This is a genomic window from Aureimonas altamirensis (assembly GCF_023702225.1).
GTDB classification, from domain to species: domain Bacteria; phylum Pseudomonadota; class Alphaproteobacteria; order Rhizobiales; family Rhizobiaceae; genus Aureimonas; species Aureimonas altamirensis_B.
This window is the reverse complement of the sequence record NZ_JAMQCO010000007.1, coordinates 96,071-121,593: the sequence shown is the minus strand read 5'-3', so window position 1 is coordinate 121,593 and position 25,523 is coordinate 96,071. Positions and strand designations below refer to the sequence as shown.

Here is a 25,523-nt window from a genome sequence, read left to right as displayed (position 1 = left end):
AACAGCTTATCGGTATCGTTTGCGTCAACGAAACGCGGTTTGTTCCGTCGTATCGTTGCCAATCGTTGCCGTGGCACGCCAAACCTAACCCAAGGAAACTGCCATGCGAGTTCTCTACGCGCACCGGCTGGACGAGATCCAGCGGGACGGAAACACCTGCCTAGCATCTGTCGACATCGAGCTGAACGACCACGTTAGGCTTTACGCTTTGCGCCTCCTCCGCATGTCGGACGGCTCTCACTTCTTGTTCGCACCGCAAGCCGGGAAGCGCCGCACGGCGACGTTCTCTGTCGCGATGTCCAAGCACCTCACTAGCCTCGCGCTTGCCGCCTATGAGGCCGACAATGACCGCTAAATCTGGCGGTCTGCTCGCACGTCACATCCTGGTCGTCGAGCTCATCCGCTCAGAGTGGTCCACCCGGCTTGACCATAAGATCTTCGCGGAAATCGTCGAGCGATACATGGAGGCGCATGGCAACGCTCGCGTGAGCCTGCGGTTTCTCGAGCGCGCGACCAAAGCAACCCGGCCGAATATCATTGCGGCACTGCGCCGCCTCCTGGACAGACAGGCCATCCTCATCGTGCGTGAAGGGCTTGGCACCAGGCCAACCGAGTACGGCCTAAACTTCGCATTCACGTCTAGCGGTATCGCCCACGATACCGCTGAGGCGGTGGAAGCTAGCGGTATTGCTGACGATACCGCAGGAGGTATTGCAGGCAATACCTCTAAGGGCTCTAGCGGTATCGCTGACGATACCGAATCCCTCTTACGTAAACCGGTTACAATAACCGTGTTTACGGAAAGAGATCTTGATCCAGCCGCGCCGACGGCGCCGCTTCCCTCCTTCCCTGTGGGGGCGGAGGTCGCGGTTTCGGCTGGAGGTTTTGAGTCGTTGTGGATCGCCTACGGCCACCGGCAGAAGAAAGCCGAGGCACGCGCAGCCTACAAGAGCCTGAATCCAGACGCCGAGATGCAGGCCCGTCTCGTCGAAGCGGCAACCGCATGGCGGATGCGATGGGAAGAGCAGGGCAATCCACAGGCTGCTCGCTACACCTTGGCGAAATGGCTCGAGCGTGAAGAGTTCGAGTGCGACCCTCCGGCAGGCTACAAGGCGAAGGCTCCGAAGGCGCGAGTTCCAGCCGCTAACAGTAATCGTCCCGCTGCGCCCGCCATACTGGCGCCTGCGACGCGGCTTCCCTTCCATCCATCCCGCGTAGTGGAAGTTGTCGCGAGCGAGGTTGCAGATGAAGGGCGCGCGACGGTCTTGAGGCTTTCCCTTCGCCGAGACGATGGCGCCTTAGAAACCATGTCGATCGATATCGAAAGCAACGATGCGTCTGAGCAGGCTAGGGGGCAGCGACGTCTTGGGGAGCTTGCTACAGCTGCCGGGCTAGACGCTATCGATGATACTGGCGAACTGCACGGTCGGCGCTTCACCATCCTGGCTGACGGGGATCTCAGGGCAGCTTGAGCCCGCACCACGATGCGACCAATGTTTGCTGTGTTCATCGTGGCTTCGGTGCCGTGTTTGGTGGTGTAAGTGCGGGGCTCCGGGTCACTATCCAAATTGGATAGTGACGACCGGGCTGTTCAACGGTGCGCGGCGCATCTTGTGATCGATCACAAGATAGAGGTTCCGGGTCACTGTGTTCTGAACACAGTGACGACCGAAGCGGGCCAACACGGGGCGTAGCGTTTCCGCACTGGAAATGCCACCGCCGCCGATATCGGCCTTTCTCAGCGCAGCATAAATTCGCTGCCGACCTCCTCAAAATCTTCGCCGAACACTATATATCTAAGAGTGCCGCATGGGCGCTCCGGCTGGACAGAGCCGCATCAAGGAGCGCAATCATGACGAATGCAAACGCTGCCGCTCGCAGCCATTCAACTCCAGTCCTCGATCGATTGAAGGCCGGGCGGCTATTCCCTACGCCAGAGGCCAGTCTCGCCGCGCTGCGGGCCTTCCTGCGGTTCGATGCTACGATCGGCGAGGCGGAAGCCGAGAGCTGTTACCCGCGATGGCTTGAGGGCGCGGCCGACACTGAGGACTACTCAGGCCAAACGCCATCGCGTGAGGTTCAGGGAAGGTCTGCGGAGCGCGTTATCGCGGACTACGACGACGGGCCACTGGAGCTGCACGAGCCAGTGCGGTTGCACGTACCTGCCAATGACAATTTCGACGCTCTCGACGCGGTTACGACGTCGCCAAGCCGGGCCGGGCGATACAAGTTCAACCAAGCCGGTATCGTCATTGGCTACCGCCTGAACAAGGAATCGAAGGCGGGCGGAGACGTATGGGTATCGTCGAGCCATCCGAAGTTCCCCGACAATGTCGCGACACCTCGGTACGCCTCCGGTGGGCATTCCCAGGCTACTACTGCCCGCGACACCTTCGACGCTCGCAGTACGATATCCTGGCTGAAATTCAGAATGTCGCCCGAGCATTTTGAAGCAATCTACGACGCCACTGCCGGGCTTGGCTTCGGCGCGATAGGCGAGGCGTCGGGGTATAAGGGCAAGCAGGCCGAGGCGGTCGGTAAGGACCGTGTCGTTTGCGGCCTGTCTCGCCTCGTTGGCCTGTTCGCCGAGTATGATCAGGCCGGGTGCACCTAGAAGCCTCTCCGCGGATCTACATAGTAGGAATTACAGTTTGGCCCGCCATCGCGCGGGCCTTTTCATTGTCCTGAGCGCTCCTCAGGCCATGCGCCGTGATGGCTGTCACCATTGCGGCGACCTCTTGTAGTGCGGATTGCAAGAGCCGCAGCCCTTCTCGCGTCCCCAAACTGGGGAAGGGCTGCACCCTATTTCGCATCGACCGCGGAAGTACCGGCGATGCATGGCGCCTCGGCTTCGGCCGGGCGTCGCTCTTTTTATCCATCGACAAATATTCCCCACAAAACGGAGGAGCGGACGTGACACTGCGACCGACCGACCGCGTCTTCACGTCCGTTGAAGCCGCAGAAATTACCGGCATTCCCGAAGCCACCATACGGACCCATCTGCACAAAGGTGCCGTCGACCTGGTGTCTGGAAAGACAAAGGGCAATCGCTTCTTCTCTGCGGCTGACCTTTATGTCGTTGCCTTGGCGAATGAACTCATCCGGCACGGCTATCGGATCGACCATGCCTACTGCCTGGCTCACCTAGAGACCAAGCGCGGCACAGCCGATCCAGCGGAGCAGCCCGGCTACATGATGCTCGTCGGCCTGCCGCAGCAGAACGAGGCAAAGCTCGTGATGCTGGGCAAGGCAAGCGCTCTAATGGCGCAGCCTGGCGCGTTCGCGTCGCCAGCCGGCCTCATCGCGGCTCGCATCGCTGCCTGCACCCATGAGTTCGCAAAATCAGAGCCTGTGCCGGCGTGATGATAGTGCGCAGGCGAGGGCGCGCTGGGATGGCACAGAGACGCCGCAGGTTGGCACAGGAGCCGCTCTGTCGTGACTGCCATGATGCAGGTCGGACGCGTGAGGCTACCGAGGTCGATCACATCATCCCGCTGTCGCAAGGCGGCAAGGATGAGGACGACAACTGCCGCAGCCTATGCCGCGACTGCCACCTCGAACGCACGGCGCAGCAGTTCGGCCATCGTCGACGGCGACGACCCATCGGGACAGACGGATGGCCACTGTGACCGGGGGGCACCTCGATCTCTGGGGCATCCCACAGGGACACCGGCGGGCAATCTTCTTTTATCGCTAATACAGATTTTTCGATTCATGCGCGCGCGTGCGCGCAAGGGAGGCATCAATGTCTGAGCTTTTTAAAGCCGGCGCGCCGCTCGAGCTGAAGCTACAGGACGCCGACGCCGGCGCCGTTTCTGGCTATGGCTCAACTTTCAACGACGTTCCTGACTCGTATGGCGACGTCATACTGCCTGGCGCCTTTACGAAGAGCCTTGCCAGCTCATCTGGCCGGGTGCCCATGCTGTGGGCGCACGACCAGGCGCGGCCCTGCGGCTCTTGGCATGCAGTCCGCGAGGACAGCCGCGGGCTGCTGGTCGAAGGCAAGTTCAATCTGGATACGACTGCCGGCCGAGAGGCGCTTGCGTACGTGCGGGCCGGCGACGTCACGGGCCTTTCAATCGGCTTCAGAACGCCGCCAGGGGGCAGGAAGTCGGCTCAGCCAGGCGTCTACCAGATTTCCGAGATCGACCTCAAAGAGGTGTCAATCGTCGCTATCCCGGCCAACCCCTCGAGCCGCATCATGCTCAAGAGCGCGTTGAGTGGCGACGAATTCGCTCACTTCCTCGCACAGGCCGGCCTCTCCGAGCGCGATGCAGAACGTGTCGCCGCACGCGGATGGGATGCGCTCCAGATCGACCCCGAAACCGAAGAATTCAACCATCTGGCCGGCCTCGTGAAGGCTGCGGCTGCCGAACTGAAGGGAATGAAGATATGAGCATTGAGACGCTGACGAAGCAGTTCGAAACCTATCACGGCGAGATCAAGGGGCTGGCCGATAGCCTGAAGGCGACGCACGCCCGCCTCGACGACATCGAGAGGAAGGCCAACCGCTTCGGTGGTGCGCCCGTCGAGACGAAGACCGCCGGCCAGCTTGCCGTGAAGTCCGAGCAGTTCGAGACCCTGGCGCGTGAAAAACACGGCACGGCGCGCATTACGCTCGAGTCTAAGGCGCTCATCACAACGGCCGATGTCGGCAACGCGGTTCGCGTCGATCGTGAAAGCGACATTCAGGCGCTTGCCCGCAAGCCGCTGATGGTTCGGCAGCTCCTTAGCGGCGCGAACACCACGGCGAAGAGCGTCGAGTACACCCGGCAAACGGGCTTCACAAATGCGGCTGCTCCGGTGGCGGAAGGACAGCTCAAGCCGGAGTCGAGCATCGCGTTCACCGCAGCGAAAGCTGACGTAAAAACGATCGCGCACTGGATTCCGGCGTCCCTCCAAGTTCTGGATGACGCGCCGGCTCTTGCTGACATGATAGACTCGGACCTCCGGTATGGTTTCGAAGATGAAGTCGAGCAGCAGTTGCTGAACGGCTCCGGCATCGGCGAGAACCTGCACGGGCTTATCCCCAACGCGACCGATTACGACCCGGCTGGCATTCCCGCGGGTGCAACGAACGTCGACACGCTCGCTTGGGCCATCCTGCAGTCAGAGCTCGCGAAGCTGCCCGCGACCGGCATCATCCTGCATCCAACTGACTGGTGGACGATGCTGCTTCTGAAGAAGACGGACGGCTCCTACTTGTCCGGCGGCGCCTTCGAGGCCACCGTCAAGCGTGTATGGACTCTACCGGTGGCAACGTCGCTCAATATGGCGCCCGGCACCTTCCTGGTGGGCAACTTCGCTGATGCTGCGACCGTGTACACGCGCCAAGACGCGACGGTCCAGGTATCGACCGAGGACCGCGACAACTTCATCCGGAACATGGTGACGATACGCGCCGAGGGACGCCTTGCGCTCGCCGTGAAGCGGCCGGAAAGCATCATCTTCGGCGAATTCTGAGCCTACGGGCGGCGATCGTAGTGATCGCCGCCACCTTCATTCCATGTACGAGGAAAACCATGGTCGCGATGACGCCTTTGCAACTAGCTGTTGTCCGCTCGCTCGATGAGGCGGACATTGCACAGCGGATCACTGAGCGAGCCGTCGCGGCTATGACGACGGCCGGGTGCACCACTCACGAGAAAATCGAGGCCTTGCTTGCGCTTGCGATGACCGTCGCGCTCGCTGACGACGATGTCGGGCGTTGGGTTGAACTTTTCGCGGCGGCGCCCGGAATTATGGAGGAGCGGATCAATGGCGAGTGAGGTTGAGCGCCTGCTAGTCAGGCTAGAGGTCTCGCAGAACAAGTTCGAGCGGCAAATGGCTGCCATTTCATCGTCTGCGGACCGTAGTGCGAGGCGTGTTGAAAGCCGTTTTGCATCGATGAACAAAAAACTGCAGTCTCAGTTCAGTGGTCTGGGTGGGCTGGCAGGAGCATTCGCGGGCATTGCATCGGCTCGTGGCGCGCAACAGCTTCTGGATGCTGCCACTCGCATCACGAACTCACTTCGCGTTGCTGGTCTCGAAGGCGAGGCACTGACTTCGGTCTACAACCAGCTTTTTGAGAGCGCGCAGCGCAACGCGGTGCCGATCGAGAGCCTAGTCACGCTCTACAGCCGCCTGACCGTCGCGCAGAAGGAACTCAACGTCTCCAATCAGGAGATCGTGCAGTTCACGGATCTCGTGGGCATGTCCCTTCGTGCATCGGGGCAGTCTGCAACCGAGGCGCAAGGGGCGCTCTTGCAGCTTAGCCAGGCGCTTGGGGGCGGTGTCATCCAGGCCGAAGAATACAATTCGCTTCTCGACGGCGCGCGCCCGCTTCTACAGGCGGTTGCGGCAGGGATGAAAGAGGCCGGGGGATCAGTTGCGACACTGACGCAATTGGTCAAAAGCGGCCAGGTGTCGTCCGAGGCATTTTTCCGTGCCGGACAGGCAGGCGCGGCCATCCTGGAGCAACAGCTTTCGGGCGCCGAGACTACTATCTCCGGATCGTTTGTTCGGCTTCAGAACGTGCTGGTCGACACCGCGCGCAAACTGGACGAAGGCACCGACGCCAGCGATCGGGTCTCGGAAGCGCTGTCGGCTTTGTCGAAGGTGATTGCCGAGACCGACTTCTCTCCTTTGATCCAGGGAGCGATGGATTTCGCAGGTGCCCTGATTGGGGTTATCGGCAAAATCCAAGAGATGGCGGGTGCGCGCTTGGTAACCTGACCGGCGCAAGCAGTTTCGGAGACTACGTACGGGGGCTGAGGGCTGAGCGTGCGAAGGTCGACGCCGAAAACAAGAAGATCCAAAGCCGCATCGACAATGCGTTCGACGACACCGCTGGGTCAGGCCTAACGCCGTCTGGGACCGTCGTTGACGTCCCTGGTGGTGGCATCACCCCGATCACCTTGGCAGATTATGCGCCACCTCCCAGAAGTTCGGGCGGTGGGTCCGGTGGTCGCAAGGGACGCGGCGGCGGAAGAGGCGGAGGCGGTCGCTCAAGCGAGGATCGCTTTGGCCGCGAGTTGGAGCGCACGCAGGGGCAGATCGACGCCATGCGCGCGGAGACGGCTGCCATGGCGCAGCTCAATCCGCTGATCGACGACTATGGCTATGCGCTGGAGCGTGCCCGCACTCAGCAGGATTTGCTAACCGCAGCGAAAGAAGCCGGGATTGCGATCACGCCCGAGTTGCAGGCGCAGATCGATGCTCTGGCCGATGGCTATGGCAGTGCGTCCGCCGAGGCCGCAAAGCTGTCGGAAAGTCAGGACCGGGTACGACAATCTGCCGAGGATTTCCGCAGCATCCAGAAAGAGGCCATCGGCGGCTTCATTCAGGATATGCGCAACGGCGTCAGCGCGTCCGAAGCCCTGTCGAATGCCTTGAGCAAGGTGGTCGATCGACTGATCGAGATCAGCTTGAACGACATCTTCGATAGCAAGGGTGGCGGTGGCGGTCCTTTGGGTCTTCTCGGCAAGGTGTTCGGGTTCAAGGACGGCGGTGTTGCCGCTCATGGTCGACCCCGGACATTCGCCCGAGGCGGCATCGCCAAGTCCGCTTCGATCTTCGGTGAAGCTGGACCGGAGGCAGCTGTTCCGTTGCCCGATGGTCGCCGCATACCGGTTGACCTGAAGACTCCGACAGCGAGGGCAGGGAGACAGCAGAGCGCGCCAGTCAACGTGCGTGTGGCAGTCGATCAGAACGGCAACCTGCAAGCCTTCGTCGATCGCCGTGCGGACGAGATATCCAGAGCCAATGTCGGTGCAGGTATGAGCCAAGCGCAACGTGCCTGGCCTGCCCAGCAGCGCGACCAGCAATTGCGACGCTCGTGATTGAAGAAGGGCCAGCGGGAAGGCTGGCCCTGTTCCTACCGGTATAGGCTTGAGAGAGGGCCGAGTACTTGACCGTTAGACGGCGGTCCTGACGGAGCAACGTTTACGCTCAGCCATTCTGCAGCGTTCTCATCTGCGTTTCGGGTAGCCCAGTCGGCACCGACCTTCATTTCGATAACGATCAACCGGTCGGCTACCCCGAGGAATGTTCGGATCGAATCTCTCAAGTACTCCGCGCTGTACGGCGAGCTGACGAACCAAACAGATTGCGCAGGCGATCTGCCGTTCAGCATCCGAAGGTAATCATGCAGTCCGTCGTAATTGACACCGGGCCGCTTGTCGTAAGTTATCATGTAGGCGCGCATGGCTGCCTCCGCATCAGTTGCAATGCGAGAACAATGGCAGAACATCCGATTTAACGCAACATGTAGTGGGCGATATCCACACACTGGGGCTAGATCTAGCGACTCACGCCGATCCCCTTCAGCCATTTCTCCATCGGATCTACCTCTTCCGTCTTCGCGGTATCGATGCCAGACGCCCGGTCAATAGCTGCATCGATTGCGCGCTTGTCCCACCGCTTGGACCCGAAGAGCGGGCGGGGCAAATATCCCTCTGTCACCCACCTTGAGAAGGTCGACGGGCTGCATCCACAGTAGGCAGCAGCCTCGTGGCGCGACAGGAGGCGAGGGCCGTCGTCGGTCACTCGGCGGCGCCTGGATGAAGAAAGCCCTTTGCCTCAAGATCGCTGACGATAAGCGTCTCGATGTAGCTGGCGACCGACCGACGATCGGCTTTAGCAGCTTTCTCGAGAGCCTCTTTAACTTGCGGCACAACACGGATTCCGATGCTGGCGGTTCTAGTCGCGGACATTCTTTTCCAAGCCCTTCAGGTTCGTTCGCATTTGTTAGCAAATGATGGTTGACAAGTCCAATCTGCCCCGGCATAGGTTAGCAATCTGCTAACAAACGCGAGCAAGTGTTATGACCCGGAAGACCAAGCCCTTTACCCTTCGCGGCGACAATTTCGCAGCCGTCACTGCCGCTCGAGCTGAAGACGCTATCAAGGCCGGCGCAGTTGACCCACGCCGGTTGTCCGCCCTCGAGACCGTTGCAACATTTCAGGAAGCCAAGAGCAAGGAAGCCGCGCTCTTTCACGTCGGCCTGCTCTGCCAGGTGGGCGACCGGTTGTCTCGAGCCTGCGCGCCGGACGTCCGCGCCGCGCTGCAGGCTCAGCATGACCGCCTGACTCAATCGATCGCTCGCTATCTCGAAGGCGTCACTGGAGTGGACCGCCATAAGTGCGGCTTTGACTACTATCTCGGTGCGGCTTGATCGAAGTGGGCATTCGCCCTTCAATGAATACTCCAACGATCATCACCAGGGAGATTCCATGCAGGCGGCAAACGACAATACCCCTGTCCGCCTGACGGACATTATCCCGATAGCCTTCCCCCTCGGGGGAATTACCGCAGCCGGCCTACGTCGAGAGGCCAGGCGAGGGCGACTTACCCTTATGAGGATTGCAGGCAAGGACTTTACGACCCTTTCCGCAATCGAGGAGATGAAAGCAAAATGCCTCGTGCCCGCAAACCAGCACGCCTCTGGCTCAGACCCGCTGGCAAAGACCGAGACGCTGTCTGGATCATCCTCGACGGCGGCAAGCAATACGGCACGGGATGCAGCGCTGCTGATGTGCAAGGCGCTCAGGAAGCGCTCTCCGAACACATAGCCCGCCAGTTCATCGTCGCTCCAAAGCAGACGGGAAGGGCAGCTAAGGAGGTCCAGGTTGCCGAGGTGATTGCCCACTATCTTTCAGTCAAGGCGGACGCAGCGCGCCGTCCGACAGAGCTTGCAGCACGTGCAGAGGCATTGCTTGCCTTCTGGGGCGACAAGACCCTGGACGACATCACAACCGCGACGTGCAAGGCTTATGTCGCATCCAGGAAATCTCAGAGCATGGCGCGGCGCGAGCTCGAGGATCTGAGAGCCGCTTGCCGGATGGCAATCGCTGACAACGTGACGCGACAGGCCGTCACCGTGACATTACCGCCGAAACCAAAGGGGCGCGTTGCCCACCTGGAACGGGACGCGTTGGCGCGTTTGATATGGGCTGCATACCGCAAGCGTGAAGTGCAGAGGGGAGCCCCAACCAAGAAGAGGGCCACCCTGCACGTTGCGCGCTTTCTGCTTGCCGCCACCTATACCGGGAGCCGGTCGGCACGCGTCTGGCAGGCATCGTTCGTGCCAGAGGCTAATCGGCCGTACGTCGACCTAAAGGCCGGCGTTTTCTATCGAGCTGCCCCAGATGAGCGGGTGGCTGCGAACAAGAAGGCTCCGCCCATTCGCCTTCCTAAGCGCCTGCTTTCGCACATGCGACGGTGGCACAGGAACGGCGCGCAATATGTCGTCGAGTATCAGGGCAGGCCAGCCGACCCAAAACGGGCGTATCGGAACCTTGTCCGCGACGTGCTGGGGGAGGAGGGAGTCGGCGTCGTGCGGCATACGCTCCGCCATACGGCGGCGACTTGGCTTATGCAGTCAGGCGTCGATATGTGGCAGGCGTCTGGCTATCTCGGCATGACGCGCGAAACGCTTGAGCAAACTTACGGGCATCACCACCCAGACCATCAATCAGCGGTCGGGGATGCGTTCACGCGCGGCAAGGCCGGCCGACTGTGAGTCGTTGCCGTTATCGTTGCCGTATAGTCGGGAGGGCCTCAGTAAAGTACTGAGAAGATTGGTCGGAGTGGCAGGATTCGAACCTGCGACCCCCTCGTCCCGAACGAGGTGCGCTACCAGGCTGCGCTACACTCCGAAACCGCCGTCCGTATAGCGGCGGGGCGAGTGCGGTGCAAGCGGTTCTTTCGGCAAAATTTTGGCTCCGTGCGCTGATTGCCAGTGCGCGCCGGAGGGGGTATAGAGCCAGCGCTGCGACAGCGGCCGGTGGGGCGTAGCCAAGCGGTAAGGCAGCGGTTTTTGGTACCGCCATTCCCTGGTTCGAATCCAGGCGCCCCAGCCATGCTCATTTTTATTGATGATATCAGTGTCTTAGGCGATCCGCCTTCGGCTCATGTGTTACATCCATGTGACGCTCCACGCTTGATAGACAATCGAATCGACCCGCAGGTCTCGCTATTGCGAGACATACGCGCGCCTTCCGCCGAATTCGGTAGTTGTCACGATTGATGCGATGCTTACAGTTATCGATACAACGGTTTAGGTATTTAATGGGTGCCGAAAAGCCAGTTGGCGAGGAGCTTTAGAGGGTGCTGCGTCCCGGTAGGTCCGTGTCGTAACTGTGAGCCGCTGCCGGTTTTTCGGACACCAGGTTAAGCTAGCATAGCTATTTCCTCGAACTCGACAGGGCTCAGATAGCCCAATGTCGAGTGCAGTCGTCGAGGATTGTAGAAGCGCTCGATGTAGTCGAATGTCGCGGTCCGCTTTCAGCTTCGCCACTTCCTTGCGCAGCCGGTCACTCTCCAACAACTTCGGCTTCATCATGGCGTCGGGGATTCCCCTACCTAGAGTTCCGTACGCTTCGCATCCTGAAAGCGCGCGATTTTACCGTTGCGGCGGGCGATAAGATACCGTGGCCGCCTCTTTGTCTCCAAATAGATTCGGCCGACATACTCGCCCAGGACGCCGATGCCGATGAGTTGGACTCCGCCTAGGAATAGGATGGACACGATCAGGGACGGGTAGCCCGGAATAGGGTTCCCCCAGACGATCTTCTCGATCAGCATGTAGAGGGCGACTATCAGGGCCGCCGTCGCGACGCCGAAGCCGAGATAGGTCCAAATGCGGAGAGGCACCGTCGAGAAGGACGTGACGCCTTCCAAGGCGAGGTTCCAGAGCCGCCACCCATCGAATTTTGAGGCGCCGACTGAACGCTTTGGACGGACGTATTCCACGATCTCGATGTGTCCGCCTACCCAACTGAGAAGACCTTTCATGAAGAGGTTCCGCTCTCCCATGAGAAGGATCCTGTCGACCACCTCCCGCGACATCAGGCGGAAGTCGCCGACATTCTCCTCGATCTTCGGACGGCTGATCAAATTGTGGACCTTATAGAACATCCCGGCAGCCCGCCTCTTCATCCTCGTATCCGAGGAGCGGTCGATCCGCTTCGCTAGGACCATGTCGGCTCCTGTCTGCCACTTTTCCACCATCGACGGGACGATCTCGACCGGATCTTGGAGATCGACGTCGATCGGGACGACAGCGTCTCCGGTCGCGTTCTCGATGCCAGCGAGGAGGGCGGACTCTTTGCCGAAATTGCGTGTGAGCGAAAGGGCCGTGACAAGCGGATCTGCGATCGCCAGCGCCTCGATGAGCCCCGCAGTGCTGTCGGTGCTCCCGTCGTCCACGAAGACGATCTCTACCTCGCCCTCGGCGAACTGCAGGACTGAGCGGACGCGGGTATAGAAAAGGGGTATCGCCTCCTCCTCATTGTGAACGGGGACGACCAGGGACAGTCTCACGGCTTGATCCCGAACACGATGAACCGGGAATAGGCGAACCCGGCAAAAAGGCTGAAGAAGCTAAAGGTCGCGAGCGTGAGAAGAGGATTAAGTCCGCTGCGGTCGCCGGCCCAGCCGGTGCCGAACGCGACCGTACCCATGAACGCGACGAAGAGGACATAGCGACCGGCAGTCGCGGATCGTCTGAACGTCAGGCGGGCGTTGGCGAAGAAGGAGACGGTGACGGCAGCGCAAAAGGCGAGGACGTTGGCTTCCGCCTGCGACGTGCCCAAGGCGACAAGAGCGCCGAAGATCGCCCAGTGGATTATCGTGTTCAGCACACCCACGAGCGCATATCGCGCCATGAGCCACAGCCCCGTTCTCGGCGCGGAGCGATTGTCGTCGATCGTCATGGGCATCTCTGTTGGGGCATCGATCGTTGTTCTCGACAGGGTCGATAAGGTTGCGCTCGTCGGTTTCGGCCGGTGGACGCCCCGGCCGCGGCGTTCTTATAGCATTTCTGGCGGGGGCGGAACGCCTCGGCGTTGGGCCATGCGACGAGCCGGTCCCTATCTCGGCGCCAGAAGCAGCCGACGCGAATCTTTGCATTATTCGAGACCGAGGCGCCATTCGCGGCCTACGGGCGACCGGCAGGGTGGACACGCACGCGTCCGTCGGGCTAAGCGCGACGGCATTGCTCCATGAGATCAATCGGAGTCTGCGGCCATTGTCCACCCAGCGTCTTTTCCGCGTCGTGACGCCTCTTGCGCTGTCCGGCCTCATGGGAGCGATCGTCTTCCTGTGGCAGTCGGGGCGCGGACACGGTTGGACCTATTACGGTAGCGATCTCGTCCATCCCTTCCTGCTGGCCCAGGATCTCCTGGCCGATCCGTCGTCCTGGACGGCCTGGACCCACCCGCCCGCACCCTACATCTTCCCGGACGTCGTCGTGGCGGCGATGCTCGTCACGCTGCCTTTGAGCGCGGCGGCTCTGCCGGTTGCCTATGCTGCCAGCCTGTCGCTCGGCTACGTCGCCGCCACCGCATCGATCGCGCGATCCGCGTCCGGCGCCGCCTGGGTAACGTGTCTCTGGACGTCCTGCGCCGGATATGCGGTTCTCTTCGCTCTATCCGGCTTCACGCGCGGCGACGTGCCCGACATCAGCGCCTACCTTCTCGCTCCATTCATTCATTCCGGAGCAGTTCTGTTCTTTCTCGTCTCGGTCGCTCTGTTGCTGCGCACTCTCTCGGGAAGCCGCCGCGCAGGCGTCCTGCTCGGCGTGGTCGCGCTCCTCTCGACGTTGTCGGACACTCTTTACGCGGTCTGGTTCGTGGCCCCTGCGTTGATGACACTCCTCCTGCTCGCCGCCAACCGTGGCAGCATCTGGCCGGCGCGAATTGCAGCCCTCATTCTCGCTGCGTCGGGGGCCGGAGCGCTGCTCGCGCACTTTGCCCTTCCGTATAACAAGGCGTATTTCGAGGCCACGGCATCTTCGCCGAGCGTCTCGTTGGAACGGTTCCTCGCCTCGCTCGCGCAACTCCCGGCGGAGCGCGACATCGCTTTAATGATCGTCCTTATCGCCGGTTTCATCCTTGCCTTCCGAGCTGCGCAGCTCGTGGCGAGGATTCGAAAACTCCGGTTCGGTCAGGATGGGGTTGCGGTTCTGATTCTCGCAGGCGCCTTTGGCACGGCACTGTTGGCTCCGGTGATCAGCGGGCGCTTTCTCGATGCCACGAGTTGGCGGTACAGCATCGTTCTCCCCGTTCTGCCTTTGGTGTTCGCCTCGCTTGCCGTCGCGGCATCCGGATGGGCGGACCGGCGCATCGTGTCTTTCGTTCAAGTCGCTGTGGTCAGCGCGCTCTGTTTGGTGCTCCTTAGACAAATTCCCACTGAGGGTCATCGCCTCGCGATCTCATCGGAGCTGGCAAACTGTCTTCCGTCCGGTCCTTATGGGATCGTCGGAGACTACTGGACCGCCAAGCGGAACATCTTCCTTTCGGATCGGCGGTTCCATGTTTTGCAGGTCCGCCCCGATGGAAGCCCGTACGCCTTCAACTACAACGGGCGATGGTTCTTTCCCGGCGGAGAGACTGGCGTCCCCGAACCGACCGCCGTTTGGCTCGACCGGCTTGATGGGGAATCGATCCGGCATAAATATGGCGATCCCACCGAAATCCGAACATGTAGCGGTAGCGAAGTCTGGCTCTACGACGATGTCCTCGCCCCTTACGATATGTACTATCGCGCCGACCGTCTGCCGGGCCATGTCGGCACCGTGGAGGGGTCGGATCGACGCGTAGAGGATGGATCGCTCGAGGGCTTCGCGCTGTTCGGCCCGCATATCGATCTGCCGCGCGGACGCTACGAGATCTGGATAGACTACACGGCCGAGGAGTTCGGCCACCGGTGGGAGGTCACTGGCAACGCTGGGAACATAATCTTCGCGTCTGGGATCCTCGATCCGGGATATAACAGCCAGCGTGTCGTCATCGATATCCCGAGCGAAGTCTCGCTTTTCGAAGTGCGGGTCTGGTTCACTGCGGAATCGGGCCCTTTGACGCTACGCGGGTTCGGCCTCCGCTATCTCAAAGCCGAGGGTTCGTGAGTTGGAAGGATCGTCTGGTCGTGGCCCAACATTACAGTTGCATTTTTTGTTTTGAGATAGGCTCGTCGAGCGGCCGCCTGATGGGCACGTCTTCAGCATGACCATGCGATGACGTAGGCGGGGTTCATGCGACGCTGATTGAATCTGATAGCGATGCGCCGCACTTCTTGGATAGACCAGCGGATCAAATCCTGATGGTCGGCATCCGCGGTCTTTTTGGGGGCGTCGCGTCATTGGCGCGGGACCGGATCACCACCATCATGGCGAAGGCGAGCATGACGAGGGAGACGTGGCGATGCCAGCCATGCCATGATTGGGTTTCGTTGTGATCGAGGCCGAGCTCGTTCTTGGCAGTCTCGAAGCTGTCTTCGATCGCCCAGCGATGGCCTTCAACGGAAACGAGCGTCTGGATACCGGTCCCGGCCGGGCACCATGTGATGAAGAATGCAAGATCACCGTCACTGATATTGCGCCGGATCAGGAGGCCACGGGTCCAAAGCACCGATTTCGTCTCGTTGTATTCGTCGGCATCAAGATCAGCGAGTTCGCAGTAGGCCCAGTCATGAAGCCGCGCACCGTTGGTGCCATTACCGGCGGAAAGACGTTGCCAGGCACTTGGATCGAGATCACCGGCGATTTCCTGACAGTCCCGATGAAGAGCCAGGATCGACTAGACCTGCAGACTTTGCACCGGGCACGCTCTCGGCTGGTGGCGGCGCGCAAGCCACTCGAGAACCAACTCCGGGCAGTCTTGCTCGAGCGTGGCCATGCGTTCACGCAGGGACGCGAGGTTCTCGAACGGGAAATCGATCCGTTCCTCGCTGGACTGTCAGGAATTCTGTGCGGGTGGTCATGATGATTGAAAGGAAAGGACCATCGCATGGCTATCGACAAAGAGCTTTTGGACCGGCTTTCTGGCGGGACGCGATCCGCAGGATGTCTTCGCCCGTGACGGGCTGCTCGACGATCTGAAGAAGGCGCTGTCGGAGCGCATTCTGAACGCCGAACTCGACGAGCGTCTCGAAGGGGAGCAGGCCGACGCCAAACCAAACCGGCGCAACGGCTCGTCGAAGAAGACGATGCTGACGGGGACATCGAAGATCGACCTGGCGATCCCTCGGGACCGGGCCGGCACCCTCGATCCGCAGCTCATCGCCCGCTATCAGCGCCGTTTCCCGGACTTCGACGCCAATATCGTCTCGATGTACGCCCGCGGCATGACGGTGCGCGAGATCCGCGGTCACCTGGAGAACCTCTACGGGATCGACGTCTCGCCCGACCTGATCTCGACGGTCACCGACGCGGTGCTCGACGAGGTCGCCGAATGGCAGAACCGTCCGCCGGATGCCTGCTATCCGCGTGTCTTCTTCGATGCCATTCGCGTGAAGATCCGCGACGAGGGCTTCGTGCGCAACAAGGCGGTCTACATCGCGCTCGGCATTCTGCCGGGCTCGGGACGCGGAGGCTGGGATGAAAGCCGTGGAAGCGTTCGAGGCCGGCGAATGGGTCCAGCGATACCCCGCGATCGGCTTGAGCTGGCGGCGCAACTGGGCCCAAATCGTGCCCTTCTTCGCCTATCCCGAAGGCGTGTGCCGGATCATCTACACCACGAACGCCATCGAGGCGCTGAACTCCAAGCTGCGGCGTGCCGTCCGGACGCGAGGCCACTTCCCCAATGACGAGGCCGCCATGAAGCTGCTATACCTCGTCCTCAACCACGCGGCCCAGGATTGGAAACGTCCTCCGCGCGAGTGGATCCAGGCCAAGACGCAGTTCGGAGGATCGCCCGTGCATAAACTCGTTCTGCCGGTCGCCGCATTGTGCCTCGGCGGCTGCGTCGCCACGAGCGAGCTGGGCAAGGCGGAACTGGAAGCCGGAGCCGCTTCCCCGGCGGTCAAGACGGCCATCGTCGAGGGTGCGCGTAGCTATATGGAAGAGCCCTATATCCTGCGGGCTGCCGAAATTTCCACCATGCCGTTCGATGCCCTGCGCAACCGCCACTACGTTTGCGTCCGGGCCGATGCCGCAGATGCGAGAGGCAACGATCTGGGGCGCAAGGCCATGGCCGTCTTCGTTCGAGACGGGCGGCCGGTGGCCACCTCCCTGAACGATCCGCTCTGCGCCAGAGCCGGCCTTCGGTGGGAGCCGTTCCCGGAACTGGACGCCCTTCAGCGCTCCTAGGGCCAGGCCCTATCGTTTTATCCTGCGACGGGCCATGATGCCGGTCATGACCGAAACACCCATCGTCCTCGTCGTCGCCATGGCCCGCAACCGCGTGATCGGCGCGGATGGCGGCATGCCCTGGACGCTTCCAACGGATCTTGCCCGCTATCGGCGCCTGACGATGGGGCGCCCGATGATCATGGGACGTCGCACGCTGGACGCCATCGGGCGCGTGCTCGACGGCCGCGATTCGATCGTGCTGTCCCACGATCCGGGGCGAGTGCGCGACGGGGCCCTGCACGCGAACAGCCTGGAAGCCGCCCTCCGGCTGGCGCGCGCCAGCGCCGGCAAGCGGGGCGCCGACGCCATCATGGTGGTGGGCGGCGAGGAAATCTTCCGGCAGTTCATGCCGATGGCGAACCGCATAGAAATGACGGTGGTCGAAACCGAGCCGGAAGGCGATGCCTTCTTTCCCGAACTCGGCGACGAGGAATGGCGCGTGGTTCTGGACGAGCCGATGAAGCGCATCGAAAGGGATGATGCGGACGCCCGCTTTTTGTCCCTCGAACGGCGGCGAGTTGCGATTTAGGCTCAAATCTCGGATTTGTGCTTGGCGGAATTAGCCGGCCGTCATTGAATGCAGAATTGGCAGTTCCTATAAGGGCCTGAAACGTCAGGTCGCCGCCATGTCCGTGGTGCGCGTGCCCTTGTGTGAGAGGACATAGATGCCCTGGAGCAATCAGAGCGGGAACGGCGGCTGGAAAGGCGGCGGCGGTAACAATGGCGGCCCATGGGGGCAGGGGCCGCAGAACCCTCGCCCTGGCGGCGGCGGCGGCGGATCGCCCGACCTCGAGGAAATCCTGCGTCGGGGCCAGGACAGGCTGCGCCGCGCGATGCCGGGCGGCGGCGGCGGATCGGGCGGCGGCGGCCGCGGCAGCGGACTGGCCTTCGGCGGTCTCGTGGTGGTCGGCCTGGCCGTCATCTGGGCGCTCAACGCCATCCATGTCGTGGAGCCGGGCGAGAACGGCGTGAAGATTCTGCTCGGCCAGCCGCGCGAGGAACTGTCTCCGCCGGGCCTGCACATGACGCTTTGGCCCCTGGAAACCTTCGAGACCGTACCCGCCGTCGAGAATCGTCTTCAGATCGGCGGAACGGGCGGCAGCGATACGTCGGGCCTGATGCTCTCCGGCGACCAGAACCTCGTCGACGTCAAATTCTCGGTTCTCTCCTTCGTGTCCGATCCGCAGGCCTATCTGTTCAATGTCGACGACGCGCCGGGCATGCTGCGCCAAGTGTCCGAAAGCGCCATGCGCGAAGTGGTCGGCCGCAACCCGGTGGACGACCTCTTCCGCGACGACCGTGCCGCCATCGCCGAAATGGTGCGCGCCATCACGCAGCAGACACTCGACAATTACGGCGCCGGCATCACCATCAACGCCGTGTCAATCGAGGAAACCGCACCGCCGACGCAGGTCGCCAGCGCCTTCGAGGAGGTGCAGCGCGCCACGCAGGACCAGGATCGCTTCGTCGACGAGGCGAATATCTACCGAAACCAGCAGCTTGGCCGCGCCCGGGGCGAGGCGGCGCAGATCAACGAGGATGCGCTGGCCTATCGCAACCGCGTGGTGCAGGAGGCGATCGGTGAATCGCAGCGCTTCGCTTCCATCCTGGAGGCCTACGAGCAGGCGCCGGAAGTCACGCGCCGCCGCCTCTATCTGGAAACGATGGAAGGCGTACTGCGCGACTCCAACAAGGTCATCATGGACAGCAATGGCGATGCCAGCGGCGTCGTGCCCTATCTGCCGCTGACCGAACTGGACAGGCTGCGCAACACCAATAATACCGGCAACGCCAATCAGGGCGGAACCGGCAGCGGGAACGGCGCCGCGGCTGCATCGATACCGCCGTCCGGACCATCCGCGAACACGCAGGGGCGCAACTGATGAGCAACCGTTTCTATGCCGTGCTGGCGACGGTCGCTGTCGCGATGCTCTTCGTCTGGAACTCGGCCTTCATCGTTTCGGAACGCCAGCAGGCGCTGGTGCTTCGTTTCGGCGAGATCCAGCGCGTGATCCAGCAACCGGGCCTATATTTCAAGCTGCCCTTCAGCTTCGCACAGGCCGATAATGTGCAGTTGCTGCCAAAGCGTCTTCTCCGCTCCGACCTGAACAATTTGCGGGTGCAGGTGTCGGGCGGCGCCTTCTACGACGTCGACGCCTTCATGGTCTATCGCATCGAAGATCCGGCGCTGTTCCGCCGCGGCGTTCGCGGCGGTCAGCTGGACGAGGCGGAGCGCCTGCTTCTGACGCGCTTCGACTCGGCCATCCGCGCCACTTACGGCCGCCGCAGCTTCTCGGCCGCGCTGTCGGACGAGCGCGCCTCGATGATGGTCGAGGTCCGCGATCAGGTGCGCCCGGAAGCGCAACGCCTGGGAATCGACCTGGTCGACGTCCGTATCGGCCGCACGGATCTGACGCCCGAGATCTCGGAACGCACCTATGAGCGCATGGCCGCCGAGCGCCTTGCCGAAGCCGAGCGCCTGCGCGCGGAAGGCCAGGTGCGCGCCCGAACCCTGCGCGCCAACACCGACCGCGAGGCGTCCGAGACGGTCGCCGGCGCCCGCCGCGACGCGGCGGTGCTCCAGGGCCTGGGCGAGGCCGAGCGCAACGCAACCTTTGCCGAAGTGTTCAGCCGCAATCCGCAGTTCTTCGAGTTCTACCGCTCGATGCAGGCTTACCGAACGGCGCTGCAGGACACCGGTACGACGATGGTGCTGTCGCCCGATTCGGAGTTCTTCCGGTATTTCGGCACGGATGGCTCCGACATCGACGGCAACCTGACGCCGCCGCGCGACACGCCGCCCGCGACCGGGCCAGCGGCGGCGGCGACGCCATCCTCCGCCGCGATCGGCAACTGATGTGGAAAGCCCGGGCATCGTCCCGGGCTTTTTGCTGGCAGCCACGGGTGCGTTCTTGATTCAGTCGCTTTTATCGGCTTGCCTCGACGGCTGAAGCCGTCAGGGATGGAAAGGGCAGTGATGACGCAGCTACCGCAGGCCCGCAATGCGATCGCAGCGGCACTCCTGGCCGCGATGACGGGCGGCGCGCTGGCGCAAGGCGTCATCCCGCCGCCGGCCGAGGGCCAGCAGATCGCGCCGCAGCGGCCGCCATCCGAAACCCAGGACCCATCGGCCCCCGGCGTTCCGCCTGCATCGGCCCAGCCGCGCATGCAGGGGCCGGCTTCCGTTGCCGGGCTCGCCGAAGGCCTGCTCGACGCGGTGGTGAACATCTCCACCTCACAGCGCGTGGCCGGCGGGTCGGCGGTGCCGCCTCTGTCCGCGCCGGAGGGCTCTCCGCTGCAGGAGTTCTTCGACGAGCTGCTGCAGGGAAACGAGGGGACGAACGCGCAGCGCGTGCAGTCGCTCGGATCGGGCTTCGTTATCGACCCGGCGGGCATCGTCGTCACCAACAACCACGTCATCGCGGACGCCGACGAGATCACCGTCAATTTCGCGGACGGCTCGTCGCTCAAGGCGACGCTTCTCGGCACCGACACGAAAACGGATCTTGCCGTCCTGAAGGTGGAGCCCGAGGAGCCCCTGACCGCTGTTTCCTTCGGCGACAGCGAGGAGGTGCGCATCGGCGACTGGGTCATGGCCATCGGCAACCCGTTCGGCCTTGGCGGCTCCGTGACGGTCGGCATCGTTTCCGCGCGCGGGCGCAACATCAACGCCGGCCCCTACGACAACTTCATCCAGACCGACGCCGCCATCAATCGCGGCAACAGCGGCGGCCCGCTCTTCGACATGTATGGGCGCGTCATCGGCATCAACACGGCGATCATCTCGCCAACGGGCGGCTCCATCGGCATCGGCTTCGCCATTCCCTCGCTGCTGGCCGAAAACGTGGTGGACCAGCTGCGCGCGTTCGGCGAAACGCGCCGCGGCTGGCTTGGCATCCGCCTGCAGGAGGTGACCGACGAAATTGCCGAAGGCCTCGGGCTGTCGGACAATTCGGGCGCCATCGTCATGGGCGTGGTGCCGAACGGGCCTTCGGATACCGATGAGATCGAGATCGGCGACGTGATTACCCGCTTCGATGGCCGGCCGGTGCCGACCTCGCGCGACCTGCCGCGCATGGTGGCCGAGACGGAAGTCGGGAAACGCGTCACGCTGACGCTGATGCGCAAGGAAAGCCAGGATGCGGAGCCGCGCTCCATCGACGTGGAGGTGACGCTGGGCCGGCTCGAGGATGGCGAAGCCATGATGGAGCAGCAGGAGGGCGCAACCGGCGAAGAGGGCGGAGAAGAACCCGCTGCCGAGGCCACCGCCGAAACGCTGGGCATGACGCTTGCCGACATGTCCGACGCGTTGAAGACGCAGTTCGGCATCGATGAGGAACTGGAAGGCGTGGTCGTGACCGAGGTCGCCGCCGAATCGCCGGCGGCGGACAAGGGCATCGAGCCCGGCTCGGTCATTACCGAGATCGGACAGGAGTCGGTGGGCACGGCGGCGGAATTCCGCAAGAGCCTCGCTGCGCTGCGCACAGACGGCCGCCGCAACGCCCTGCTGCTCGTCGCCTCGCCTGGAGGCGATCTGCGTTTCGTGGTGCTGCCGCTCGATTGAGGCAGGCGGCGCCTATGCAGCGATGAACTGCTCCGCCTTGTAGCCCTGCAGGAACAGAAGACCGGTCAGGTCGGCATGGTCGATCCGGAATGGCGCCTTCGCGGCGACGGCCGGCTTGGCGTGCAGGGCGACGCCGGTGCCGGCGGCAAGGATCATCGGCAGATCGTTGGCTCCGTCTCCAACCGCCAGCACGTCGCCCGCGCCGACGCCGCGCGCCGCGGCGATCTCGTGCAGGGCAGCCAGCTTGGCGTCGGCGCCGAGAATCGGCTCGGCGACCGTGCCCGTCAGCGCGCCGTCCGCGATATCCAGCTTGTTGGCGCGGTTTTCGTCGAAGCCGAGCTGCCGCGCCACCTCCTGCGTGAACAGGGTGAAGCCGCCGGAAACGAGGGCCGCGTAGGCGCCATGGCCACGCATGGTGGCGACCAGGGTCGCACCACCCGTGGCAAGCTGGATGCGCCTGGCCAAAACGTCCTTCACGCGGGCGACGGGCAGGTCCCGCAGCAGGGCCACCCGTTCGCGCAAGGCCGGCTCGAACGCGATTTCGCCGTTCATGGCGCGGGCGGTGATGGCGGCGACCTTGTCCTTGATTCCGATTTCGGCGGCCAGCTCGTCGATGCACTCCTGGTCGATCATGGTGGAATCCATGTCGGCCAGCAGAATGGATTTCCGGCGGCCTTCGACCGGCTGGACCGTGCAGTCCACCGCGGCGGATAGGGCGAGCCGTGACAGGGCCTCGCGCGTGGCGGCGTCGGGGGTCTCTTCCGTCACGAGGTCGCAGGCTGTATCCCGCTCGAGCCAGAAGATCTCGGCCTCGCCGATGATATACTGCGCCTGCTCTGCGAGGGAGCGGCTGACGCGCGGATCGTTCCGGGCGGATATCAGGGTAACGACGTGCATTGGCAGGGGACCTGGCAGGCTTGGACCGGTTGAACGCGATTTTGATAGCGGGCCCCACCGCGAGCGGCAAGTCGAAGCTGGCCGTGGACCTGGCGCGGAGCCTGGGCGGCGTCGTGGTGAATGCCGACTCGATGCAGATCTATGACGGGCTGCGCATCCTGACGGCGCGCCCGTCCGAGGCGGACATGGACGGCATTCCCCACCATCTGTACGGCTATGCGGACCCGGCCGCGCCCTATTCGACGGGCTTGTGGCTGACCGAGGCGGAACGCGTGCTCCGCGCGATACGCGGGGCGGGCGCGGTACCGATCTTCGTGGGCGGCACGGGGCTGTATTTCCGTGCCCTGACGCAGGGGCTGGACGATATGCCGGCGGTTGCGCCGGAGCTGCGCGCGGCGCTGCGCGCGCGCCACGCACAGGAAGGGCCGGGGCGGATGCACGAGGTTCTCTCCGGCCTCGATCCGCAGGCTGCGGCAAGGCTGCGCCCAACGGACAGCCAGCGTATCCTGCGGGCGCTCGAACTGGTGATGACGACGGGCCGGCCGCTGGCGTCGCTTCAGGAGGGCAAGGGGCGGCCGCTCGTAACGGGCGCGGGCATTCGCCGGATCGTTCTCGCGCCGGACCGGGCCGTCCTGCGGGCGCGGATCGCCCGGCGGTTCGATGCCATGATGGCCGAGGGAGCGGCGCAAGAGGCGCTGCGCTTCGCGCAGCGTCCGGGCGCTCTGGACCATTCGGCGGGGCAGGCGATCGGCGTGGCGGAGCTGCTTGCGGCGGAGCGCGGAGACATGACGCTTCGCGATGCCGTGGAACGGGCGGTGGTGCGGACGCGACAATATGCGAAGCGGCAGGAGACGTGGTTCCGCAACCAGTTCGGCCCGGATTGGGAGCGCCTCGAGACCTGAGCGAAATTGCGTTGACGTGCGAAGTCTATGGAAGTATCGTCCCGCCCCATGAAGAACATCACGCTCATTCTCGTAGGCAGGCGCACACGCGAGGCGGTTTAGAGACCGTCCGGCGAATGCCACGTGTGCGCGAAAGACAGGCCCCTCGAAGGGCCTTTTTTATTGCCTGAAAGAAACCAAGGGAAACGACGCGCACCGCTTGACGGGAGGCGCCCAGCAGGAACAGCAGCCATGGACGACATGACGACCAATCCGGAGATCCGCAGGATGACCGGCGCCGAAATGGTGGTACAGGCCATGAAGGATCACGGTGTCGAGCACCTCTTCGGATATCCGGGCGGGGCGGTGCTGCCGATCTACGACGCGCTGTTCCAGCAGGATGCCGTGCAGCACATCCTCGTCCGCCACGAACAGGGCGCCGGCCATGCGGCCGAAGGTTATGCCCGCTCGACCGGCAAGGTCGGCGTGATGCTGGTCACCTCCGGACCCGGCGCAACCAATGCGGTGACGCCGTTGCAGGACGCGCTGATGGACTCGATCCCGCTGGTCTGCATCACCGGGCAGGTTCCGACCTTGCTGATCGGCTCCGACGCCTTCCAGGAATGCGATACGGTGGGCATCACGCGGCCCTGCACCAAGCACAACTGGCTGGTGAAGAGCGTCGAAGACCTCGCCGAGATCCTGCACGAGGCATTCCATGTCGCGACATCCGGACGGCCCGGGCCCGTCGTGGTCGATATCCCGAAGGACGTCCAGTTCGCCACCGGCACCTATACCCCGCCGCAATTGAGCCGCGCCGCCAGCCGCTATCACCCGCGCGTCGACGCGGATCGGGGGCGCGTGCGCGCGGCCGTCGAACTGCTGGCCTCGGCGAAGCGGCCGGTCTTCTATACGGGCGGCGGCGTCATCAATTCCGGGCCGGAGGCAAGCCGCCTGCTGCGCGAATTCGCGGCCGAGACGGGCATACCCGTCACCTCGACGCTGATGGGGCTCGGCGCCTATCCGGCATCGGGCGAGAACTGGCTGGGCATGCTCGGCATGCACGGTACCTACGAGGCCAACCTCGCAATGCATGACTGCGACGTCATGCTGTGCCTGGGCGCGCGCTTCGACGACCGGATCACCGGCCGCCTGGATGCCTTCTCGCCCAATTCACGCAAGATCCACGTGGATATCGACCCGTCGTCGATCAACAAGAACGTCCGCGTCGACCTGCCGATCATCGGCGATGTCGGCCATGTGCTGAAGGCCATGCTGGAGGCTTGGCGCGAGCTGGGGCTCAAGACGGACACGGCCGCTCTGGCCGAGTGGAAGGGCCAGATCGCACGGTGGAAGGCGCGCAACTGCCTCGCCTACCGGCAGGACGGCGACATCATCATGCCGCAGCACGCGGTCAAGCGCCTGTACGAACTGACGAAGGACCGCAAGACCTACATCACCACCGAAGTCGGCCAGCACCAGATGTGGGCGGCGCAGTTCTATGGCTTCGAGGAGCCGAACCGCTGGATGACGTCGGGCGGGCTCGGCACCATGGGCTACGGCCTGCCGGCTGCGCTGGGCGTGCAGATCGCCCATCCGGACGCGCTCGTCATAGACATCGCCGGCGACGCTTCCGTGCAGATGACGATGCAGGAGATGTCGGCGGCGGTGCAGTACGAGGCGCCGATCAAGATCTTCATCCTCAACAACCAGTACATGGGCATGGTGCGCCAGTGGCAGCAATTGCTGCACGGCAACCGGCTGTCGCATTCCTACAGCGAGGCGTTGCCCGACTTCGTCAAGATGGCGGAAGCCTTCGGGGGCGTCGGGCTGCGGGTCGAGAAGGCGGGCGATCTCGATGGGGCCATCCGCGAGATGATCGACATCCGCCGCCCCGTCATCTTCGATTGCTGCGTGGCGAACCTCGCCAACTGCTTCCCGATGATTCCCTCGGGCCGCGCCCACAACGAGATGCTGCTGCCGGACGAGGCGACCGACGAGGCCGTCGCCAACGCCATCGACGCCAAGGGCAAGGCGCTGGTCTAGACCGGTCCCGCCCTTCGATCCAACC

General features: G+C 63.1%; 24 protein-coding genes, 2 tRNA genes and 3 pseudogenes. 22 read left to right on the top strand and 7 right to left on the bottom strand.

Translation table 11 applies throughout. The features are described 5' to 3' along the window. The first annotated feature begins 103 nt into the window (after positions 1–103). The 10 genes from NDN16_RS12940 to NDN16_RS12900 all read left to right on the top strand — a co-directional run bounded on the left by NDN16_RS12940 (position 104) and on the right by NDN16_RS12900 (position 7,820). Positions 104–355: a hypothetical protein gene (locus tag NDN16_RS12940; RefSeq protein WP_251113997.1), complete on the top strand. Its 252-nt coding sequence runs from the start codon at positions 104–106 to the stop codon at positions 353–355. Beyond that, a complete protein-coding gene (locus tag NDN16_RS12935; protein WP_251113996.1) occupies positions 345–1,472 on the top strand; it encodes a hypothetical protein in 1,128 nt (375 codons plus the stop codon). The genes NDN16_RS12940 and NDN16_RS12935 overlap by 11 nt, the downstream gene beginning before the upstream one ends. Before the next feature lie 380 nt (positions 1,473–1,852). Then, positions 1,853–2,614 (top strand): hypothetical protein, encoded by a 762-nt coding sequence (locus NDN16_RS12930; RefSeq protein ID WP_251113995.1) that lies wholly within the window; start codon positions 1,853–1,855, stop codon positions 2,612–2,614. A 98-nt stretch (positions 2,615–2,712) separates the two neighbouring features. After that, positions 2,713–3,363, top strand: coding sequence for a MerR family transcriptional regulator (locus tag NDN16_RS12925; protein WP_251113994.1), 651 nt, complete (start codon positions 2,713–2,715; stop codon positions 3,361–3,363). After that, positions 3,363–3,629, top strand: coding sequence for an HNH endonuclease signature motif containing protein (locus NDN16_RS21115; RefSeq protein WP_353050218.1), 267 nt, complete (start codon positions 3,363–3,365; stop codon positions 3,627–3,629). The genes NDN16_RS12925 and NDN16_RS21115 overlap by 1 nt, the downstream gene beginning before the upstream one ends. Before the next feature lie 116 nt (positions 3,630–3,745). Then, complete coding sequence (locus NDN16_RS12920) at positions 3,746–4,396, top strand: HK97 family phage prohead protease (protein ID WP_251113993.1); 651 nt, start codon at positions 3,746–3,748, stop codon at positions 4,394–4,396. Then, positions 4,393–5,463 carry a phage major capsid protein gene (locus NDN16_RS12915; protein WP_251113992.1) on the top strand — a complete coding sequence of 357 codons (1,071 nt, stop codon included), beginning with the start codon at positions 4,393–4,395 and terminating at the stop codon, positions 5,461–5,463. The genes NDN16_RS12920 and NDN16_RS12915 overlap by 4 nt, the downstream gene beginning before the upstream one ends. Before the next feature lie 59 nt (positions 5,464–5,522). After that, entirely contained in the window at positions 5,523–5,768 is a 246-nt protein-coding gene (locus tag NDN16_RS12910; RefSeq protein WP_251113991.1) for a hypothetical protein, read from the top strand. Further along, entirely contained in the window at positions 5,758–6,714 is a 957-nt protein-coding gene (locus NDN16_RS12905) for a tape measure protein (protein ID WP_251113990.1), read from the top strand. The genes NDN16_RS12910 and NDN16_RS12905 overlap by 11 nt, the downstream gene beginning before the upstream one ends. A gap of 350 nt (positions 6,715–7,064) precedes the next feature. After that, a complete protein-coding gene (locus NDN16_RS12900) occupies positions 7,065–7,820 on the top strand; it encodes a hypothetical protein (protein ID WP_285292658.1) in 756 nt (251 codons plus the stop codon). Between the two features lie 702 nt (positions 7,821–8,522). On the opposite strand, the gene NDN16_RS12895 is transcribed toward NDN16_RS12900, so the two are convergent. After that, complete coding sequence (locus NDN16_RS12895; RefSeq protein ID WP_251113988.1) at positions 8,523–8,693, bottom strand: hypothetical protein; 171 nt, start codon at positions 8,691–8,693, stop codon at positions 8,523–8,525. A 110-nt stretch (positions 8,694–8,803) separates the two neighbouring features. Here NDN16_RS12895 and NDN16_RS12890 point away from each other — a divergent pair, with 110 nt between their 5' ends. Beyond that, on the top strand, positions 8,804–9,154 hold the full coding sequence (locus NDN16_RS12890; protein WP_251113987.1) for a hypothetical protein: 351 nt from the start codon (positions 8,804–8,806) through the stop codon (positions 9,152–9,154). A gap of 240 nt (positions 9,155–9,394) precedes the next feature. Beyond that, positions 9,395–10,501 (top strand): integrase, encoded by a 1,107-nt coding sequence (locus NDN16_RS12885; protein WP_251113986.1) that lies wholly within the window; start codon positions 9,395–9,397, stop codon positions 10,499–10,501. A gap of 59 nt (positions 10,502–10,560) precedes the next feature. Here NDN16_RS12885 and NDN16_RS12880 read toward each other — a convergent pair. Continuing rightward, a tRNA-Pro gene (locus NDN16_RS12880) sits at positions 10,561–10,637 on the bottom strand. A gap of 129 nt (positions 10,638–10,766) precedes the next feature. Between NDN16_RS12880 and NDN16_RS12875 the strand changes: the two genes are divergently transcribed. Continuing rightward, positions 10,767–10,841, top strand: a tRNA-Gln gene (locus NDN16_RS12875). A gap of 310 nt (positions 10,842–11,151) precedes the next feature. Here NDN16_RS12875 and NDN16_RS12870 read toward each other — a convergent pair. From NDN16_RS12870 to NDN16_RS12860, 3 genes and pseudogenes are all read right to left on the bottom strand, one after another. Then, positions 11,152–11,262, bottom strand: a pseudogene (locus tag NDN16_RS12870) (IS3 family transposase); the annotation flags it as partial. Positions 11,263–11,343: 81 nt separating this feature from the next. Continuing rightward, positions 11,344–12,303 carry a glycosyltransferase family 2 protein gene (locus NDN16_RS12865; RefSeq protein ID WP_251113985.1) on the bottom strand — a complete coding sequence of 320 codons (960 nt, stop codon included), beginning with the start codon at positions 12,301–12,303 and terminating at the stop codon, positions 11,344–11,346. Further along, on the bottom strand, positions 12,300–12,695 hold the full coding sequence (locus NDN16_RS12860) for a GtrA family protein (protein ID WP_251113984.1): 396 nt from the start codon (positions 12,693–12,695) through the stop codon (positions 12,300–12,302). Before NDN16_RS12860 ends, NDN16_RS12865 begins: the two co-directional genes overlap by 4 nt. 368 nt (positions 12,696–13,063) lie before the next feature. Here NDN16_RS12860 and NDN16_RS12855 point away from each other — a divergent pair, with 368 nt between their 5' ends. Beyond that, positions 13,064–14,887 (top strand): hypothetical protein, encoded by a 1,824-nt coding sequence (locus NDN16_RS12855; protein WP_251113983.1) that lies wholly within the window; start codon positions 13,064–13,066, stop codon positions 14,885–14,887. 184 nt (positions 14,888–15,071) lie between these two features. Here NDN16_RS12855 and NDN16_RS12850 read toward each other — a convergent pair. Continuing rightward, positions 15,072–15,530: pseudogene (locus tag NDN16_RS12850) on the bottom strand (IS701 family transposase); the annotation flags it as partial. Between NDN16_RS12850 and NDN16_RS21205 the strand changes: the two are divergent. The 6 genes and pseudogenes from NDN16_RS21205 to NDN16_RS12820 all read left to right on the top strand — a co-directional run bounded on the left by NDN16_RS21205 (position 15,450) and on the right by NDN16_RS12820 (position 21,674). Further along, positions 15,450–15,743, top strand: a complete 294-nt coding sequence (locus tag NDN16_RS21205; protein WP_435301096.1) for a hypothetical protein — start codon at positions 15,450–15,452, stop codon at positions 15,741–15,743. The pseudogene NDN16_RS12850 and the gene NDN16_RS21205 sit on opposite strands and share 81 nt — an antisense overlap. Before the next feature lie 24 nt (positions 15,744–15,767). Further along, positions 15,768–16,663 (top strand): annotated as a pseudogene (locus NDN16_RS12840) (transposase); the annotation flags it as partial. Between the two features lie 451 nt (positions 16,664–17,114). Continuing rightward, a complete protein-coding gene (locus NDN16_RS12835) occupies positions 17,115–17,639 on the top strand; it encodes a dihydrofolate reductase (RefSeq protein ID WP_251113982.1) in 525 nt (174 codons plus the stop codon). Between the two features lie 136 nt (positions 17,640–17,775). After that, complete coding sequence (gene hflK / locus NDN16_RS12830) at positions 17,776–18,993, top strand: FtsH protease activity modulator HflK (RefSeq protein ID WP_251113981.1); 1,218 nt, start codon at positions 17,776–17,778, stop codon at positions 18,991–18,993. Further along, positions 18,993–19,967, top strand: coding sequence for a protease modulator HflC (gene hflC, locus NDN16_RS12825; RefSeq protein ID WP_251113980.1), 975 nt, complete (start codon positions 18,993–18,995; stop codon positions 19,965–19,967). Before hflK ends, hflC begins: the two co-directional genes overlap by 1 nt. A gap of 120 nt (positions 19,968–20,087) precedes the next feature. Beyond that, complete coding sequence (locus NDN16_RS12820; RefSeq protein ID WP_251113979.1) at positions 20,088–21,674, top strand: Do family serine endopeptidase; 1,587 nt, start codon at positions 20,088–20,090, stop codon at positions 21,672–21,674. A 12-nt stretch (positions 21,675–21,686) separates the two neighbouring features. On the opposite strand, the gene serB is transcribed toward NDN16_RS12820, so the two are convergent. Next, positions 21,687–22,571, bottom strand: coding sequence for a phosphoserine phosphatase SerB (gene serB / locus NDN16_RS12815; RefSeq protein ID WP_251113978.1), 885 nt, complete (start codon positions 22,569–22,571; stop codon positions 21,687–21,689). A gap of 20 nt (positions 22,572–22,591) precedes the next feature. Between serB and miaA the strand changes: the two genes are divergently transcribed. Both miaA and NDN16_RS12805 read left to right on the top strand, forming a co-directional pair. Then, complete coding sequence (gene miaA / locus NDN16_RS12810; protein WP_251113977.1) at positions 22,592–23,473, top strand: tRNA (adenosine(37)-N6)-dimethylallyltransferase MiaA; 882 nt, start codon at positions 22,592–22,594, stop codon at positions 23,471–23,473. Positions 23,474–23,704: 231 nt separating this feature from the next. Beyond that, on the top strand, positions 23,705–25,498 hold the full coding sequence (locus NDN16_RS12805) for an acetolactate synthase 3 large subunit (RefSeq protein WP_251113976.1): 1,794 nt from the start codon (positions 23,705–23,707) through the stop codon (positions 25,496–25,498). Positions 25,499–25,523 lie beyond the last annotated feature (25 nt).

Excerpts from the sequence above, each read along its gene's own strand:
- NDN16_RS12940 (WP_251113997.1), top strand. The coding sequence starts at position 104 with ATGCGAGTTCTCTACGCGCACCGGCTGGACGAGATCCAGCGGGACGGA.
- NDN16_RS12935 (WP_251113996.1), top strand. The coding sequence starts at position 345 with ATGACCGCTAAATCTGGCGGTCTGCTCGCACGTCACATCCTGGTCGTC.
- NDN16_RS12930 (WP_251113995.1), top strand. The coding sequence starts at position 1,853 with ATGACGAATGCAAACGCTGCCGCTCGCAGCCATTCAACTCCAGTCCTC.
- NDN16_RS12925 (WP_251113994.1), top strand. The coding sequence starts at position 2,713 with ATGGCTGTCACCATTGCGGCGACCTCTTGTAGTGCGGATTGCAAGAGC.
- NDN16_RS21115 (WP_353050218.1), top strand. The coding sequence starts at position 3,363 with ATGATAGTGCGCAGGCGAGGGCGCGCTGGGATGGCACAGAGACGCCGC.
- NDN16_RS12920 (WP_251113993.1), top strand. The coding sequence starts at position 3,746 with ATGTCTGAGCTTTTTAAAGCCGGCGCGCCGCTCGAGCTGAAGCTACAG.
- NDN16_RS12915 (WP_251113992.1), top strand. The coding sequence starts at position 4,393 with ATGAGCATTGAGACGCTGACGAAGCAGTTCGAAACCTATCACGGCGAG.
- NDN16_RS12910 (WP_251113991.1), top strand. The coding sequence starts at position 5,523 with ATGGTCGCGATGACGCCTTTGCAACTAGCTGTTGTCCGCTCGCTCGAT.
- NDN16_RS12905 (WP_251113990.1), top strand. The coding sequence starts at position 5,758 with ATGGCGAGTGAGGTTGAGCGCCTGCTAGTCAGGCTAGAGGTCTCGCAG.
- NDN16_RS12900 (WP_285292658.1), top strand. The coding sequence starts at position 7,065 with ATGGCGCAGCTCAATCCGCTGATCGACGACTATGGCTATGCGCTGGAG.
- NDN16_RS12895 (WP_251113988.1), bottom strand. The coding sequence starts at position 8,693 with ATGTCCGCGACTAGAACCGCCAGCATCGGAATCCGTGTTGTGCCGCAA.
- NDN16_RS12890 (WP_251113987.1), top strand. The coding sequence starts at position 8,804 with ATGACCCGGAAGACCAAGCCCTTTACCCTTCGCGGCGACAATTTCGCA.
- NDN16_RS12885 (WP_251113986.1), top strand. The coding sequence starts at position 9,395 with ATGCCTCGTGCCCGCAAACCAGCACGCCTCTGGCTCAGACCCGCTGGC.
- NDN16_RS12860 (WP_251113984.1), bottom strand. The coding sequence starts at position 12,695 with ATGACGATCGACGACAATCGCTCCGCGCCGAGAACGGGGCTGTGGCTC.
- NDN16_RS12855 (WP_251113983.1), top strand. The coding sequence starts at position 13,064 with ATGGGAGCGATCGTCTTCCTGTGGCAGTCGGGGCGCGGACACGGTTGG.
- NDN16_RS21205 (WP_435301096.1), top strand. The coding sequence starts at position 15,450 with ATGAAGCCGCGCACCGTTGGTGCCATTACCGGCGGAAAGACGTTGCCA.
- NDN16_RS12835 (WP_251113982.1), top strand. The coding sequence starts at position 17,115 with ATGACCGAAACACCCATCGTCCTCGTCGTCGCCATGGCCCGCAACCGC.
- hflK (WP_251113981.1), top strand. The coding sequence starts at position 17,776 with ATGCCCTGGAGCAATCAGAGCGGGAACGGCGGCTGGAAAGGCGGCGGC.
- hflC (WP_251113980.1), top strand. The coding sequence starts at position 18,993 with ATGAGCAACCGTTTCTATGCCGTGCTGGCGACGGTCGCTGTCGCGATG.
- NDN16_RS12820 (WP_251113979.1), top strand. The coding sequence starts at position 20,088 with ATGACGCAGCTACCGCAGGCCCGCAATGCGATCGCAGCGGCACTCCTG.
- serB (WP_251113978.1), bottom strand. The coding sequence starts at position 22,571 with ATGCACGTCGTTACCCTGATATCCGCCCGGAACGATCCGCGCGTCAGC.
- NDN16_RS12805 (WP_251113976.1), top strand. The coding sequence starts at position 23,705 with ATGGACGACATGACGACCAATCCGGAGATCCGCAGGATGACCGGCGCC.